15 protein-coding genes are annotated in these 15,253 nt (G+C 66.4%); 12 read left to right on the top strand and 3 right to left on the bottom strand.

All coding sequences use genetic code 11. The features are described from left to right. Nucleotides 1-8: 8 nt before the first annotated feature. Both J2805_RS09355 and J2805_RS09350 read right to left on the bottom strand, forming a co-directional pair. Nucleotides 9-1,634 (bottom strand): thiamine pyrophosphate-dependent enzyme, encoded by a 1,626-nt coding sequence (locus J2805_RS09355; RefSeq protein ID WP_309975445.1) that lies wholly within the window; start codon nt 1,632-1,634, stop codon nt 9-11. Further along, on the bottom strand, nt 1,631-2,968 hold the full coding sequence (locus J2805_RS09350) for an MFS transporter (RefSeq protein ID WP_309975443.1): 1,338 nt from the start codon (nt 2,966-2,968) through the stop codon (nt 1,631-1,633). Before J2805_RS09350 ends, J2805_RS09355 begins: the two co-directional genes overlap by 4 nt. A gap of 178 nt (nt 2,969-3,146) precedes the next feature. Between J2805_RS09350 and J2805_RS09345 the strand changes: the two genes are divergently transcribed. From J2805_RS09345 to J2805_RS09305, 9 genes are all read left to right on the top strand, one after another. After that, nucleotides 3,147-4,340: a PucR family transcriptional regulator gene (locus J2805_RS09345; RefSeq protein WP_309975441.1), complete on the top strand. Its 1,194-nt coding sequence runs from the start codon at nt 3,147-3,149 to the stop codon at nt 4,338-4,340. Nucleotides 4,341-4,562: 222 nt separating this feature from the next. Continuing rightward, nucleotides 4,563-5,942, top strand: a complete 1,380-nt coding sequence (locus tag J2805_RS09340) for an MFS transporter (protein ID WP_309975439.1) — start codon at nt 4,563-4,565, stop codon at nt 5,940-5,942. Next, nucleotides 5,939-6,403 (top strand): RidA family protein, encoded by a 465-nt coding sequence (locus J2805_RS09335; protein ID WP_309975437.1) that lies wholly within the window; start codon nt 5,939-5,941, stop codon nt 6,401-6,403. The genes J2805_RS09340 and J2805_RS09335 overlap by 4 nt, the downstream gene beginning before the upstream one ends. After that, nucleotides 6,400-7,020, top strand: coding sequence for an RraA family protein (locus tag J2805_RS09330; protein WP_309975435.1), 621 nt, complete (start codon nt 6,400-6,402; stop codon nt 7,018-7,020). Before J2805_RS09335 ends, J2805_RS09330 begins: the two co-directional genes overlap by 4 nt. 45 nt (nt 7,021-7,065) lie before the next feature. Then, complete coding sequence (locus tag J2805_RS09325; protein WP_028271117.1) at nt 7,066-7,605, top strand: NUDIX hydrolase family protein; 540 nt, start codon at nt 7,066-7,068, stop codon at nt 7,603-7,605. Nucleotides 7,606-7,787: 182 nt separating this feature from the next. Then, nucleotides 7,788-8,807 carry a DUF6707 family protein gene (locus tag J2805_RS09320; protein WP_309975433.1) on the top strand — a complete coding sequence of 340 codons (1,020 nt, stop codon included), beginning with the start codon at nt 7,788-7,790 and terminating at the stop codon, nt 8,805-8,807. A 74-nt stretch (nt 8,808-8,881) separates the two neighbouring features. Next, on the top strand, nt 8,882-9,607 hold the full coding sequence (locus J2805_RS09315; protein ID WP_309975431.1) for an SRPBCC family protein: 726 nt from the start codon (nt 8,882-8,884) through the stop codon (nt 9,605-9,607). Between the two features lie 43 nt (nt 9,608-9,650). Next, nucleotides 9,651-10,988 carry a tRNA guanosine(34) transglycosylase Tgt gene (gene tgt / locus J2805_RS09310; RefSeq protein WP_396134276.1) on the top strand — a complete coding sequence of 446 codons (1,338 nt, stop codon included), beginning with the start codon at nt 9,651-9,653 and terminating at the stop codon, nt 10,986-10,988. 133 nt (nt 10,989-11,121) lie between these two features. Next, nucleotides 11,122-12,057, top strand: a complete 936-nt coding sequence (locus J2805_RS09305; RefSeq protein ID WP_309975429.1) for a type IV toxin-antitoxin system AbiEi family antitoxin domain-containing protein — start codon at nt 11,122-11,124, stop codon at nt 12,055-12,057. A gap of 99 nt (nt 12,058-12,156) precedes the next feature. Here the strand turns inward: J2805_RS09305 and J2805_RS09300 are convergent, their stop codons facing one another. Beyond that, nucleotides 12,157-12,867, bottom strand: a complete 711-nt coding sequence (locus tag J2805_RS09300; RefSeq protein WP_309975427.1) for a queuosine precursor transporter — start codon at nt 12,865-12,867, stop codon at nt 12,157-12,159. 243 nt (nt 12,868-13,110) lie between these two features. Here J2805_RS09300 and J2805_RS09295 point away from each other — a divergent pair, with 243 nt between their 5' ends. Genes J2805_RS09295 through J2805_RS09285 form a run of 3 tightly spaced genes read left to right on the top strand, consistent with a single transcriptional unit; the run spans nt 13,111 to nt 15,184 of the window. Beyond that, complete coding sequence (locus tag J2805_RS09295) at nt 13,111-13,767, top strand: TetR/AcrR family transcriptional regulator (protein ID WP_309975425.1); 657 nt, start codon at nt 13,111-13,113, stop codon at nt 13,765-13,767. A gap of 59 nt (nt 13,768-13,826) precedes the next feature. Beyond that, nucleotides 13,827-14,765, top strand: a complete 939-nt coding sequence (locus tag J2805_RS09290) for a TIGR01777 family oxidoreductase (RefSeq protein WP_309975423.1) — start codon at nt 13,827-13,829, stop codon at nt 14,763-14,765. After that, nucleotides 14,762-15,184 (top strand): hypothetical protein, encoded by a 423-nt coding sequence (locus J2805_RS09285; RefSeq protein ID WP_309975421.1) that lies wholly within the window; start codon nt 14,762-14,764, stop codon nt 15,182-15,184. The genes J2805_RS09290 and J2805_RS09285 overlap by 4 nt, the downstream gene beginning before the upstream one ends. The last annotated feature ends 69 nt before the right edge of the window (nt 15,185-15,253 follow it).

The following is a 15,253-nucleotide window of genomic DNA, read 5'->3' as shown; positions in this document are numbered from 1 at the left end:
TACTCCGGTCAGTTGCTGGCGGTCTTGGGTGAACGGGTGGCGGGGTCCTGCGGCAGGTGCAGGACGGCGGGGAGCCCGGAGTCGGCGGCGCGGCGGAAGGCAGCCGCGAAGTCCTCGGCCTTGTCCACGCGTTCCCCGTAGCCGCCGTAGGAACGGGCCAGGGCGGCGAAGTCGGGGTTGGTCATGTGTGTGCCGGACGGGCGGCCCGGGTAGTGGCCTTCCTGGTGTTCGCGGATGGTGGCGAAAATGCCGTTGTCCACTACCAGGACGATGAACCTGCCCCCGTGCCCCATGGCCGTTGCCAGTTCCTGGCCGTTCATCAGGAAGCAGCCGTCGCCGGCCACGGAGATGACCTGCCGGCCCGGATAGGCCAGCGAGGCAGCCACGGCCGCCGGGATCCCCATGCCCATCGCGCCGTTGCGCGGCGCAGCCAGGGAGTTTGCCGAGTTGTGCTTCAGGTAGCGGGCCGGCCACAGCGTATGGTTCCCGGCCCCGTAGGTGATGACGGCGTCGTCGTCCATTTCCTGCTTGAGGATTTCCATCACGACGGCGAGGTCCACCCCCGTGCCTCCGTCCGGCTGCGCGGACGAGAATTTTTCGTAGTCGGCGCGTGCCTCGGCCAGCCAGCCGGCGGCGGGCTGCACCGCGGAAGCCGTGGCGGCGAGCGCCGTTGCGAAGGACGTGACGTGAGCGGGGATGTGCTGATCCAAGCGGCCGAAGTGGCCCAGCAGGTCCACATCCAGGTTGACCACAACTGTGACGGCATCCAGGCCCCGTCTGTAGCCGTCCGAGAGGACATCGGCGCGGACGCAGCCCACGAAGACCAGGAGGTCGGCCTCGTCGAGGCGGCGGGCGTTGTCGTCGCTGCGGGCGTAGCCGAGGTAGCCGGCGTAGGCGTCGCTGTTGTGGGGAACGGCGTCGTAGGCGCGGAAGTCGGCCAGGACGGGCACTCCGTGGCGGGAGGCCCAGCCGGCCAGCGCCTCGGAGCTTTCCTGGTTCCAGCCTTCGCCGCCCACCACAATCAGCGGCTTGCGTGCTGCTGCCAGGCGCTGCTCCAGGGCGGCCATGTCCGGGGCTGCCGGTTCGGTCCGTGCAACGGACCGGGGCTCCACTGTGCCTGAGTCGATGGCGTGGACCAGAACGTCCTCAGGAAGTCCGATGACCACGGGACCGGGCCGGCCGCTGAGGGCCGTGAAGATCGCGTCGTCCACCACGCGCGCGGCGGACGCAGCGTCGTCGAGCGTCACCACTTTCTTGGCAGTGCTGCCGAACCAGGCGTTGATGTCGAATTCCTGGAAGGATTCGCGGCCGCGGTCCGCCACCGGGATGAGCCCCACGAAAAGGATCATGGGGGTGGCGTCCTGGTGTGCGGTGTGGATAGCGATGAAGGCGTTGGCCGCACCGGGGCCGCGGGTCACCATGGCCACGCCGGGGAGTTCGGTGAGGCGGCCTTCGGCGAGGGCCATAAAGCCGGCGCCGCCTTCGTGCCGGGTCACCACGATTTCAATGGAGGAGCCGTGGAGGCCGTCCAGCACCTCCAGGAAACTTTCGCCCGGGACTCCGTAGACCCGCGTGATGCCGGCCCGTTCAAGCTGGGCAACAATGAGGTGCCCGGCGGTGGTTGCGGTGCTCAATGCTTCATTCCCTCTTCTTCGATGCTGAGTGCGGGCAGGAAAATACCGGACAGGGCCGTCATGACGGACACCACCAGCAGGATGATGGCGCCGGGCCAGAACGAGTTGCCGTTCGCCGCCACCAGTGCCGTGGCGATCAGGGGCACGAAGCCCGAGATGACGCCGGCTCCGTTGGAGGTGATGGCCACGCCGGTGTACCGGACCTTGGTGGCGAACAGGGCGGTGAGTGCCGTTCCGGACACTGCGTACGGAACGGACAGGGTGCACACGCCGACGATCATGGCGATGATGACCAGCGCAGGGTTGGCGGTGTCGATGGCCAGGAAGACCGGGACGGCCACGAGCGCGGAGGCCACGCCGCCCCAGAGGATCACCTTGCTGGCGCCGTACTTCTCGCCCATCCGTCCGGCCCAGATGAGGACGAAGATCTCGAACACGGCGGCGAGGAGCGAGCCGAGCAGGAGGGTTTCGTACGGCATCTTGAGCACTTTGGTGCCGTAAAAAACCACAAAGCTGGTGATGAGGTAGAAGCCACCGATGCCCAGCAATGCAGAGCATCCGCCCACCAGGATCTGGCGCCAGCTCTTGGTCAGGACGCCGCGGATGGGTGCGTGTTCGGTCTCGCCGGACTCCATCAGGGCCTCGAACTCGGGCGATTCGCTGAGCTTGCTGCGGATCCACATGGAGATCGCCAGCAGCGGGATGGCCGCCACGAACGGGATGCGCCAGCCCCAGGCGTCGAAGTTGGTCTGGCCCACCAGGTACAGCATCCCGAAGAAGCCGCCGGAGGACAGGATGGTGCCAATCGGGGAACCGATCTGCGGCAGCGCCGCGTAGCGTGCACGCTTGGCCACCGGGGCGTTTTCGACGGCGATGATCACCGCGCCGCTCCACTCGCCGCCCACTGCCAGGCCCTGCAGGATCCGCAGTGCCACCAGGATGATGGGGGCCGCAACCCCGATGGTCATGTAGTTCGGCAGGAGCCCGATCAGGCCGGTCACGACGCCGATTCCCACAATGGTGACCATGAGGATCTTCTTGCGTCCCACCTTGTCGCCGAGGGCCCCGAAGATGAACCCGCCGATGGGGCGGGCCACGAAGCCCACAGCCAGGGTGGCGAAGGAGCTCATGGCGGCGACGAACGGATCAGCTGACACGAAGTACTGGGCGTTGAAGACCAGCGCCGCGGCGGTAGTGAACAGGAAGAAGTCGTACCACTCCAGCGCCGTGCCCACGAGGGCTGCCAGGGCAACCTTCTTGGTAACCCGCTCGTCGATAACGCGTGGCGTCTGCGGACCCGCTGTGGTGGTGGCGTTGCTTGCGCTGCTTGCCATGATTACTCCAAGGGAATGTGACTGGACGGAAAAGTGACTGGTGTTGCCCGGGCCCTGTTGCCGGAAAGTTCTGCGGGCCTGTGACTGGGCTCACCGGTGTGCTTCATTCCATTCTGTCAGTAGGTTTCGCCAAAAAAACTAGCATTGCACCACGTAAACAAGCCCCTAGAATGTGAAAATGCACAATTTTGAGTCTTCTGGAGATGCCGTCCGCTGGGTTGAGCTGGTGGACCAGCTCGAAGACAGGCTGGACAAGCTGGCCCAGACCTTCACGGCCCAGGTCCGGCAAATCCCGGAATACGGCGAAAGCCAGGTCACCGTACTGGAAATCCGGGACACCGCGCGGGAGACCTTCCGCCGGCTCATCCACGGGCTTCGCGGCGGCCGGGCCGACAACGGCCGGGACGGGCTGCTTGCCTTTGCCTCGGACCTTGGCTCCAAGCGAGCCCGTGCCGGGATTCCGCCTGAATCCCTGACCTCCGCGGTCCGGCTGGACTTCAGCATCCTGTGGGCGGAACTCCTGGAGATCGCGGCCCCGGACGACGCCGGACTGCTCGCTTCCCGGGTGGACCAGGTGTGGCGGGTGGTGGACGGATTCGCCACCAGAACGCACATGAGCTACCTCACCGAGCGCGTCCGAATGGCCCAGGAAGAGTCCAGCATCCAGCGCGAATTCATCGCCAGGCTGTTCAACCAGAGCACCCTGTCCGCCGAAACATCCGCCCAGGTGGGCTCGGCCCTGGGCATCAGCCCCGACTCCTGGTGCGGACTGGTGGCCGCCAGCGGCGAGGCGGGAACCCGGCTCCGTGCTGCGTCGGCGCAGTTCGGGTCCGGACTGCAGCTCCGCCACCGGCTCTTCCTGCACGAGTCGGGAGGAACCACCTACCTGTTCTGGCCCCTCCCGGCACCGCGGACAGTTCCGCGGGCAGCCGCCGCGCCGGACCAGCCGCTGCCGCCCGCGCTGGCGGACATTCCCTGCGGCTTCGTTCCGGAAGTGCACGGGCTGCGCGCCCTTCCCGCCGCGGCCCGCACGGCGGAGAGCCTTGCAGCCCTGCTCCGCCCGAACGACGCAGGCCCGCTGTCCGCGGATGCCGCCTGGGCCCGGCTGGCGAACCAGAACCTCCAGGACGCCGGCCTGGACCTTGCCGCCCAGGTGGAGGAGGCGCTGGAGGAATGCCGCGGCGGGGAACGCGAGCGGCTCATGGAAACCGTCCAGCATTTCCTGTCCACCGGAAACATCACCGCCACCGCCGAGCAGCTCTTCTGCCACCGGAACACCATCCTGAACCGGCTCAACCGCTTCCAGGAACTGACCGGCATCGATCTCACCGTTCCGTCCAAGGCGGCCCGGCTGGTGGTGGCCTGGGCCTAGCGGCGGCCGCGGCCCGGCGGGGGCGTGGTGGCGGCGGCCCGGCTGGTGGTGGCGGCCGCGGCCCGGCGGGCGTGCTGGCCTTCCCGCGGAGCCGTTGTGTGTTCCCACATTCCTGATGATTTTTTGATGGCATTTCTGCCATTGAGGTGTGATCCGCTGCACACAAGAGTTGTATCTACCTTGCATCGGACGCTCGTCCCCGCACCCCATCTGGAGATACTGATGGCTCAAATGGTAGATACAACCACCGCCGCAACAGCCCGGCTCGACCTCGCCAAAATGCGCAAGATTGCCCTCGCCAGTGTTATCGGCACCACCGTGGAGTGGTACGACCTCTTCGTTTTCGGAACAGCGTCAGCCCTCGTTTTCAACAAGATCTTCTTCCCGAGCTTCGACCCCATCGTGGGCACCATGCTCGCGTTCGGCACCTTCGCTTCGGCCTACATCGCCCGCATGGTGGGTGCGATTATCTTCGGCCACTTCGGCGACCGGCTGGGCCGCAAATCCATGCTCCTCATCTCGCTGCTGACCATGGGCGCGGCCACCTTCGCCATCGGCCTCCTGCCGGACTACAACAGCATCGGCATCATGGCGCCCCTGCTGCTGCTCTTCCTCCGCGTCATCCAGGGCCTGGCCCTCGGCGGCGAATGGGGCGGTGCCGTGCTGATGACGGTGGAACACGCCCCGTCCCACCGGCGCGGCTTCTACGGTTCCCTGGTCCAGGTGGGCGTACCCGCCGGAACCCTCATAGCCAACGTGGCCTTCCTGATTGTGGCCTCGAGCGTCAGCACCGAAGCCCTCCTCAGCTGGGGCTGGCGGATTCCGTTCCTCGCGTCCGCGCTGCTCGTGGCCGTGGGCATCTACATCCGGCTCCACATCGAAGAAACCCCGTCATTCCAGGCTGTCAAGGATGCCGGCGCCAAAGTCAAGCTGCCTTTCGCAGCCCTGATGGCGAAGTACTGGAAGCAGGTCATCCTCGGCGGCGTGGCCACCCTGTCCACCGGCAGCACCTTCACCCTGCTCGTTGCCTCCGGCGTCTCCTACGGCAAGAAGGAACTGGGCCACTCCGAGGCCCTCATGCTGTGGGTTGTGCTGGCCGCCTGCGCCCTGTGCTTTATCCTGATCCCCTTCTTCGGCCAGCTCTCCGACAAGTACGGCCGCAAGCCGATCATCTACGCCGGTGTGGCCGCCGAGGCAGCCCTGGCGTTCCCCATGTTCTGGCTCATGGACACCAAATCGGTGCCCCTGCTGTTCATCGCCTACCTCGCCATGATGACCGCCTTCGCCGCAAACTACGGGCCCATCGCCACATTCCTCGCCGAGCTGTTCGGTTCCAAGGTCCGCTACTCGGGCCTGTCGGTCGCTTACATGCTTTCCGGCCTCCTCGGCAGTGCCGCAACCCCCTTCATCACCACCTGGCTGCTCGGCGTGACGCACCAGAGCTCCTCCATCGCCTGGTACATCATGGCGGCCGCCCTGATATCCCTCGGGGCGCTGTTCATCCTGACGGAAACCCGGCACGGCAACATCGACGCCATGGACACGGCCCCGGCGGAAACTGCACCCGCAGAGGATTCCGGCCAGGCGGTGGCTGCCAAGTGACCGCCGCACCCCTGACATCACCAGCCGACGTCGGCAGCGCAGCGACAGCTGCTGGCGGCACCGTGCGGCGGATCGCCGAAATCCCCGGCGGAGCGACCGCCGTCGGGCCCTTCTCCCAAGCGGTGGTGGCCAACGGATTCGTGTTCACGGCCGGCCAGATCCCCGCCATCACCGGGCTGGACGATCAGCCGGAATCATTCGCGGACCAGGTTCGCCAGACCATCCGAAACCTTGAGTCCGTGCTGAAGGCCGCCGGGTCGGGCCTGGAACATGTGGTCAAAGTGAACACGTACCTCACCGACCCCGGCCAGCTCGAAGAGTACAACCGCGTGTACACCGAGTTCTTCGGCACCGCCAAACCTGCAAGGACGTCGGTCTGCGTCAGCCTGTGGGGCGTTGCACTTGAAATCGAGTGCGTGGCGGTGCTCTCGGGCGACGCCGCGGCGGAGGTGACCCCGTGAGCGGCACCCGCGTCCACGGCGCCCCTGCAGGGCTTGCGGCCGTCAGCTATCCCACGATCGGCCACTTCCTGGAGGACGGTTTCCTGGACCCGGGCATCCGGTCCCTGTTCGACGGCGTCAAGGTGGCCGGTCCGGCGGTGACGGTCCGGATCGCAGGGAACGACGCGTTCGCCATGAACCGTGCCCTGCTGTCGCTGTACCCCGGCGCGGTGCTGGTAGTGGACATGTCCGGTGACCACCGGCACGCCCCGGTCGGCGCGGTCACGGCGGCCGCTGCCACGTCGCGGGGCGCCGCAGCGGTGGTGGTCGACGGCGTCGCCACTGACATCCTGGAGCTCCGGGCCACCGGCCTTCCGGTGTTTGCCCGCGGCACCTCGTGCCTCACCACCAAGCGGATTCACCACGCCCTGTCCGACGTCAACATCCCGGTGATGTGCGGCGGCGTCGAGGTCCATCCGGGCGACTGGGTGCTGGGTGACGATAACGGCGTCATCGTGCTTTCCCCGGCCGCGCTGGAGGGAGTACTGGACCGGGCGCTTGCCTCTGACGCCGCCGAGCCTGCCCTCCTGGCACGGATCGCGGCAGGGGAACCGCTCGAAACCATCCTTGCCGTGTGAAGGGTCCGGCACGGGGTTCGGGCAGGGATGCGGTAGAACTTAAGCATGAACGTGCGCACTCCTGACCCGAATCCCGGCTGGCTGTCCGATGAGGACCTATTCGAAGCCCGGGGCCGGCTTCCCATGGTTTACGTGGAAGCCGTACCCGTCCGCCTTGATCCCCTGGGGTTCGTGAACGAAGTGGGCACCCTGCTGCAGGCCGATGAGGACGGCACCATGGTCCGCTCCCTCGTGTCCGGCCGCGTCCTTTACCGCGAGACCATCCGGGCGGCCCTGCTCCGCCACATGGAGAAGGACCTGGGCCCGCTGGCGTTCCCGCAGCTGCCCATCAGCCCGGTGCCGTTCACTGTGGCTGAATACTTCCCGGCGCCGTCCCACACCGGGTTCACCGATGACCGCCAGCATGCTGTCTCGCTGGCGTACATCATCCCGGTCACGGGCGAATGCGAACCCCGCCAGGACGCACTCGAGCTCACCTGGATGACTCCCGAGGAGGTCCTGAGCCCCGACGTCCAGCTGGAATTCAGCGGCGGCCGCGGCGCCCTCGTCCGGCAGGCACTCGCATTCGCCGGCGTGGGCAGCTAAGCCCGCCGCATCACCATTCGCGGGCGTGGGGCCGGGGGTCGGCTGCAGCGCTGCGGTTCAGTGCTGCGTATTCGCTGGCGTGGCGGCTGCGGGGACGCTCGAAGGAACCCGGGCGTCCCCGACTTCGGGCGGGCTCCTTTGTAGACTGTAGGGCGGACCGCAAGAGAACTTAAGGACTCCCGATGACCCACCCCCCAGCCGCCCAGCAATACAGTGAGCTCCAGGCTGGCTCTCTGCAAACCGGCCACCTCCTGCTCCTCCCCGACGGTGAACGGTCCGCCGAAGTCCAGAGCGTACTCGTGGAGAACGACGATTTCGGCACACCGGCCGTGGTCCTGGCAACCCTCACCGGCGGCGGGATTCTGCGCATCGCGGCGAGCTCCACAGTCATGGTGGCAGGGACGGGCGCCCCCACCGCCGGCGACGTCGCCGGTGACTCCCGTTCCGCTGCGGACACCGGTTCCGAAGAGTCCGACGCCGCTCGGGCAGACTCGGCCGGGGCGGAGCCCGCCCCGGCGGCTCCCGCCGTCGTCGTACCTCCCCGTCCGGCCACCACGCCGGCAGCGGCGGCCGGACCCAGCGATGAAGAACTGGCGCTGATCCCGGCGCCCTTAGGGACTCCAGAGTCCGTGGTGGCGACGGCCGCCGCAGCGCACCCGGACGCGCTGGGCGTGATGCTGCTGAGCGACCGGTTGGCCAAGGGCATCAACACCAAGTCCGGAAGCTGCCTCAAGGACCTCAGCGACCTGGCCCACGAACTGTTCGTCATCCTTAAGGATGCGGACGGCGCCCTGGCCGTGGCGGATCTCCTCAACGTGCTGCCGTTCGACGGGAACCCGGGCCGGTGGACGTCCGTCGAGGCGGCGCTGGCGCTGTCCAGCTACATCTGCCGGCAGACCGGGCAGGAGGACCGTGCAGAGGTGTACGAAAAGCTCCTCCGTGCCCCCGACGCCATGGAAACGGATCCGTTCAAGTCCCGCATCAACGCCAAGGTCCGGCAGCGCTCGCTGAACGAACCGAACCTGTACGACAAGGAAATCTTCCGGGCAATCGACAACTCGAACCCGGACGCCGAACGCGAATGGCGGCTGCTGCGGCTTGAGGCCCTGATGTTCCTGCGGGCGCACGGCGGCTCGGAGACCATCGGACTGAAGGAGCTGGAGCGCCGGATCGGCAACGAACTGGAATCTGTTCGCGCCTGACGCGGTCCCCTGCCCATTGGGGTCCAACCCCTTTGGCCCTACCCCGGGGGCGCCGGGAGTTGTAGATTCACCCCATGACGAACAAACTGAGCGTTGTGATCAACTCCGATGCGCAGCAGGTTTGGACAATGCTGCGTGAACCGGCCAAGGTTGCCCAGTGGCACGGCTGGGAGGCCGACGACCTGGCCGCCGAAATCAACGAAATCTATTTCAAGGACACCGTGGTTGAAGGCTCTGACCACACCAGCCTCACCGTGGACGGCGGGGATGAGTTCGCCCTGAAGCCCGTCCCCACCGGCACACAGGTCAGTGTTACGCGGGCAGCCCTGGACCACAATTCCGAGTGGGCCGCGTGGGACGAGGACATCACCCAAAGTTGGCTGACGTTCCTCCAGCAGCTCCGCTTCGCCCTGGAGCACCACCCGCACGGCAAGCGCCGCACGGCCTTCTTTTCTGTTCCCGGCGGTGACGGCTCCGCCATCGACAAGCTGGGCCTGCGGGACATCCCGGCACCCGGCGAGCCCTACTCGCTGAGCCTCGCCACCGGCGAAAAGATCTCGGGCAAGGTCTGGTACCGCACCAACCACCAGGTGGGCCTCACCGTGCACAGCTACGCCGAGCACGGCGACGGCCTGCTGATCGTGGCCGACCAGCCGCCCATCGCCGAAGTCAGGCCCGACGGCGGGTCCATGGTGATCGTGTCCACGTACGATCTGGGGGCCCACCGGCTGGAGGAAATCCGCAGCAGCTGGGACAGTTGGCGGGCTGAGAACTACCCCACATCGGACCCCGTGCACTAGTGCCCGGCTAAGTTTCGCCACCGTAAGCTGGCACACTTGAACCGTGCCAGCCAATACTGAACCTTCGCTCTCACTCGAGCCGCTTGACCCGGGCGCCACGGGCGCGGGCGCCGCAGCCCTGCAGTCCGAGTTTTCCTTCGCCGTGGGCAAGCGCCTGAGTGAGACGTGCTCGCCGACGCCGCAGCAGGTAGCGGCCAACGGCGGGGAATTCCTAGGCCGGACGGGCACCATCAGCACCCCGCACGGCGAGATCAAGACGCCGGCCTTCATCGCCGTCGGCACCAAGGCCACGGTAAAATCGGTGCTGCCCGAGTCCATTGCCGAACTCGGCGCTCAGGCGGTGCTGGCCAACGCCTATCACCTCTACCTCCAGCCCGGCGCGGACATCCTGGATGAAGCGGGCGGGCTCGGAGCCTTCATGAACTGGTCCGGGCCCACCTTCACGGACTCCGGCGGCTTCCAGGTGATGAGCCTGGGCTCCGGATTCAAGAAGGTCATCGACATGAAGACTGTGTCTTCCGCGGACGCGGCTGTCCCGGACGACGCCGTGGCCCCCGGCAAGGAACGGCTGGCCCACATCGACGACGACGGCGTCTGGTTCAAATCGCACCTGAACGGCGACCGCCACCGCTTCTCCCCCGAGATCTCCATGCAGGTCCAGCACCAGATCGGTGCGGACATCATGTTCGCCTTCGATGAGCTGACCACGCTGCAGAACTCCCGCGGCTACCAGGAAGAGTCACTCGAACGCACCCGGCTGTGGGCTTTGCGCTGCCTGGACGAGCACTTCCGGCTGACCTCCGAGCGGGTGGGGAAGCCGTATCAGGCGCTGTTCGGCGTGATCCAGGGCGCGCAGTACGAGGACCTCCGCCGCAAGGCCTGCCGCGACCTCGGTGCCATGAATTTCGACGGCTTCGGCATCGGCGGGGCGCTGGAGAAGGAAAACCTGGGCACCATTGTGCGCTGGTGCAACGAGGAGCTGCCCGAGAACAAGCCGCGGCACCTGCTGGGCATCTCCGAACCGGACGACATCTTCACCGCCATCGAAAACGGCGCGGACACCTTCGACTGCGTCTCCCCCACCCGGGTGGCCCGCAACTCGGCGTTCTACACGCCGGACGGGCGGTTCAACCTTTCCGGTGCCAAGTACAAGCGGGACTTCGGCCCGCTGCAGGAAGGTTGCGACTGCTACGCCTGCCTGAACTACTCGCGGGCCTACATCCACCACCTGTTCAAGGCCAAGGAGATGGTCTCGGCCACGCTGATCTCCATTCACAACGAGCGCTTCGTAGTGAAAATGGTGGACGACGCCCGGCTGGCCATCGAAGCCGGCAACTTCTTCGAGTTCAAGGTCGAGACCCTGGGCCGCTACTACGCCTAGACCCGCCGTTTCGACGGTTCCCTGCGCGCTCGACGTAAGGCCGCGTCTAGCCGGCAGGGAACCGTCGAACCGGATGTCCACATAGCCAGGGTTCAGTCTGGAAACACGTCGCCGCGAAGCTGAGTCTGGAACCATGACCCAGCCGCAGCTTCCCACCGGCAACATATGGCGCACCCAGGAACTGCTCAGCGCCGGCTTCCATGCACGCGCCGTGGCCCGGCTGACGCGCAGCGGAGACCTGGTGCGTGCACGGCGTGGCTGCTATGTCCGCGGCAGCTGGTGGAACGGCCTGAAGCCGGGCATCCGCAGCCGCTATCTCATCCATACCCACGCACACGGGACGCTTACGACGTCGGCCGGCGGCTTTGTTTACAGCCACACCTCGGGTGCCCGCCTGCGCCGGCTTCACCTGTGGAAGGCCGACGGCCGGATCCACCTGACCCAGCAGACCTGCCCGTCCCGGATTTCGCATGGCAGCGACGTCGTTGCCCATACGCGGGCACTGGGTCCGGATGACATCAGCTTCGTGGATGGGCTCCCCTGCACCTCACTTGAGCGGACCGTGGTGGATTGCTGCCTGATGTTCAATCTGCGGCAGTCCCTCATCCTCGTGGACCATGCCTGCCGGATGGGGGCGGACCTTGAGGCCCTGCGTTCCCGCTGCACCGGGCTGGCCGGGCGAAACGGAGTCGTCGCACTGCGCAGGGCCATCGAACTCGCGGATCCGCGCTCCGAATCACCCGGCGAAACCCTGACGAGGGAACTGCTCCACAGGCTCAGGATCGAACCGCCGGAACCCCAGTACGTCGTGAACACGCCACTGGGCCAGCACCGGCTGGACTTCGCCTGGCGCAAAAGGAAAGTAGCGCTCGAATTCGACGGCAGGACCAAGTACTTCGACTACCAGCCCACCGACGAGGTCCTCTTTGCGGAGCGTCGGCGCGAAAAGGCGCTCATGGAGCAGGGCTGGATCTTCCTCCGGATCGAATGGAAGGACCTGTTCAACGAGGCGGAATTCAAGTACAGGGTGCTCCGGGCGCTTGCCCGCGGTACGGCGGGACAGCCCTGAGCGCCGTTTCGACGGTTCCCTGCAGGCTCGACGTCACGCAGCATCGAGTGGGGCAGGAACCGTCTAAACGGCGGCCAAAGTACGACGGCGGGTGGCCGGCTACGCTGCGCCGGTCACCGCCCCGTAGCTCGGTTCGCGCTTCTTGATCCAGCCGATGGCCAGGGCGGTCACGGGCACGAAGAGGAACTCCACCAGGGTCTTGTAAAGGAAGCCCACCAGCACGTAGTTCACGAAGGTGCCGAGATCCGTAATGCCGATGACCGACGCCGCAATGCTGCAGAAGATCAACGTGTCAACGAATTCACCGGCAACCGAGGAGCTCATGATCCGGGCCCACAGCGACTTCTCGCCCGTGCGCGTCTTCATCTTCACCAGGATCCAGGAGTTGATGGTCTGCCCGGCCAGGAACGCCAGCAGCGAGGCCAGCACAATCTGCGGGACCGGGCCCAGCGCACCCTCGAGCGCGGCCTGCTTCGAAGTACCGAACTCGTCGTCGAAGCCGGGGAGCGCGATGATCACCCAGTAGCAGATGGACGCGAACACGGACAGGGCAAACGTGGTGATGATGGCCTTGCGTGCCACCTTGAACCCGTAGACCTCGCTGATGACGTCGCCCAGGATGTAAGCCAGCGGGAAGAGGAAGAAGCCGCCGTCCGTGATGATCGGACCGATCGCAACGCCCTTGGATGCCCCGATGTTGGACAGGATCAGCACCACGGCCATGATGGCCAGCATGATGCCGAAGTAGGGGGAACCGATCGAGGCGAATTTCGGCGCCGCGGGGGCGGGGAAAGTCTTGGCGGAAGTCATGGGTGTCCATTCAGAGTGGTTCGCTCGGCTGCCCGGAATGTCACGGAGGAGATCGCTGCAGCGGCCGGCTGTATTAGCACTGGGTGGGCTCCAGCGAATACTTCCGCCGGAGCCGGGTTCTATTCTCGCACCACCCGGCGCTGCGCGGGCACCCGGTCGCCGCACCATTTCGCTTATTTGAACACGTTCAGTTCCTGTGGGAAACTTCTTGAACACGTTCAAAACCCGACGACGGAGATGCCCATGGCAAGCAAGAGCGAGCAGACGCGCCGACTTGTGGCCGACGTCGCCCTGCGGATGTTCCGTGACATCGGCTTCGAAAAGACCACCATGCGGGCCATCGCGAGCGAGGCCGGAGTGTCGGTGGGCAACGCCTACTACTACTTCGCGTCGAAGGACGAGCTGGTCCAGGAGCTCTATGTCCAAGTGCAGGCGGAGCATGCCGCCAAGGCAGCTCAGGCCGTCGAGGGCGTAAAAGACCTCAGCGGCAGGCTCAGGGCGACGCTTCACGCCGGCCTGGACGTCATGGAGCCGTATCACCGCTTCGGTGCCGAGTTCATCGCCACCGCCATCCGGCCGACGTCGGCCGTCAACCCGTTCTCCGGCGAATCCACAGCCGCGCGGGAGGCCTCCTTGGCCATCTTCCGGAACGTCGTGGAGGGCGCCAGCCCGGCGGCACCCAAAAAGCTCCGGACCGACCTGCCTGAGCTGCTGTGGCTCGGCTACATGGGAGTGGCGCTCTTCTGGGTCTACGACACGTCGGAGGACAGGCGCCGCACCCGGAAACTGATCGACGGCATGGCGCCCCTGATCGCCCGCGGGCTGTCCCTCGCAAGGATTCCCGGCGTCAGCAAGGTCCTGGACGACGTCCTCAGCCTGAGCCGCAGCGTCCGCGAATAGCCGGATTCCCGCACCACAGGCGGCCTTAACTTCAAGCAGCAGCAACCAATGGGGGAATTGTGAACAACAGCAAGACCGTGGTCCTGGCCGGGGCATCTGGCTTCATCGGCCGGTATTTCCGGACGCGCTTCGAGCGGGACGGCTGGCAGGTCCGCACCATCGGCCGCACCGACCGCACCGGGACCGGCACCGGCCCTGACACCCGGTCGCCCACAGCCCGCTGGGGTGACGACGACGGACTCACCCGGGCGCTTAACGGCGCAGACCTCTTGGTGAACCTGGCCGGACGTTCCGTGAACTGCCGCTACAACGCAGGCAACAGGGTGCAGATCCTGGGTTCGCGCGTAGCCACGACGGCGGAACTGGGCCGAGCGGTTGGGCGCTGCTCCGCTCCCCCGGCGACCTGGCTCAACGCCAGCACCGGAACCATCTACCGTCATGCAGAAGATGCGCCTCAGTCGGAGCAGGAGGGAGAACTGGGTGAAGGCTTCTCGGTGGATGTCGCCAAGGCCTGGGAGTCCGCCCTGGCCGGTTCGGAAACACCGCTGACCCGCAGGATTCCGCTGCGGATCTCCATCGTGCTTGGTCCGGGCGGCGGCGTGATGCGGCCCTTGGGCAATCTCGCCAGGCTGGGGCTGGGCGGGCCCATGGGCAGCGGCAGCCAGAAGTTCAGCTGGGTCCATGTGGAGGACCTGTACCGCAGCGTGCTGTTCGTACACCAGCGGACGGATATCACCGGGCCGGTGAACGTCGCCTCTCCCGACGTTGTGGACAACCGGGAGCTGATGCGGCTGGTCCGGCGGGCCTGTGGCGCGCGGTTTGGCGCGCCCACCCCGGTGTGGCTGCTGGAGCTCGGTGCCGTCCTGATCCGCACCGAGACCGAGCTGGTCCTCAAGAGCCGCTGGGTACAGCCGCGGAAACTGCTGGATGCCGGCTTCATCTTCAGGCATGCCGAGCTCGGAAGCACGCTGCAGGACATCATGAGGCGAACGGCATGAGCCGCCCGCACCGCGTGGTGCTCGGAGCAGGCGCCGTGTGGCTCGGCATCCTCGTGACTCATGTGACGTTCTGCCTGCTGCTCGGCGCCAGGGTCCAAGTGTTGAATAGTGGTTCGACGTCCGGCACCTGGTTCATCGTGGCGGCCCTCATATATGGGGCCATTCCCGCGGTGGTCATCGGCTGGACCCTGGCCATGCCGCTGGGTCTGCTGCTGCGGCCAGTACGCGGCCAGTGGCTCCATGTGGCGGCGTTTGGAGTGCTGGGCATCGCGCTGGGAGCACCCTTTGGCGCCTTCGCGGATCCTCCCGACTACGTTGCTGCTGCCGCCATGGGGACCGCGGCTGCGTTGGGACGCCTCGCGGTCTGGAAACTTGCCAGGAAATACGACGACGGCGGGCCGCTGCACCATGCGCTATGACGGGCACCACCGGGGTTTTGTTCATGTTGGTCATCCGCACAATGCAGCTTGATTGGGCCCGATGGCAGG

It is taken from the genome of Arthrobacter oryzae, assembly GCF_031454875.1.
GTDB classification, from domain to species: domain Bacteria; phylum Actinomycetota; class Actinomycetes; order Actinomycetales; family Micrococcaceae; genus Arthrobacter; species Arthrobacter oryzae_D.
The sequence above is the reverse complement of the archived record's forward strand: the minus strand, read 5'-3'. Positions and strand labels throughout refer to the sequence as shown.

Coding starts and splice junctions, on each gene's coding strand:
- J2805_RS09350 (WP_309975443.1), bottom strand. CDS start 2,968: ATGGCAAGCAGCGCAAGCAACGCCACCACCACAGCGGGTCCGCAGACG.
- J2805_RS09345 (WP_309975441.1), top strand. CDS start 3,147: ATGCACAATTTTGAGTCTTCTGGAGATGCCGTCCGCTGGGTTGAGCTG.
- J2805_RS09340 (WP_309975439.1), top strand. CDS start 4,563: ATGGCTCAAATGGTAGATACAACCACCGCCGCAACAGCCCGGCTCGAC.
- J2805_RS09325 (WP_028271117.1), top strand. CDS start 7,066: ATGAACGTGCGCACTCCTGACCCGAATCCCGGCTGGCTGTCCGATGAG.
- J2805_RS09320 (WP_309975433.1), top strand. CDS start 7,788: ATGACCCACCCCCCAGCCGCCCAGCAATACAGTGAGCTCCAGGCTGGC.
- J2805_RS09315 (WP_309975431.1), top strand. CDS start 8,882: ATGACGAACAAACTGAGCGTTGTGATCAACTCCGATGCGCAGCAGGTT.
- J2805_RS09305 (WP_309975429.1), top strand. CDS start 11,122: ATGACCCAGCCGCAGCTTCCCACCGGCAACATATGGCGCACCCAGGAA.
- J2805_RS09300 (WP_309975427.1), bottom strand. CDS start 12,867: ATGACTTCCGCCAAGACTTTCCCCGCCCCCGCGGCGCCGAAATTCGCC.
- J2805_RS09295 (WP_309975425.1), top strand. CDS start 13,111: ATGGCAAGCAAGAGCGAGCAGACGCGCCGACTTGTGGCCGACGTCGCC.
- J2805_RS09285 (WP_309975421.1), top strand. CDS start 14,762: ATGAGCCGCCCGCACCGCGTGGTGCTCGGAGCAGGCGCCGTGTGGCTC.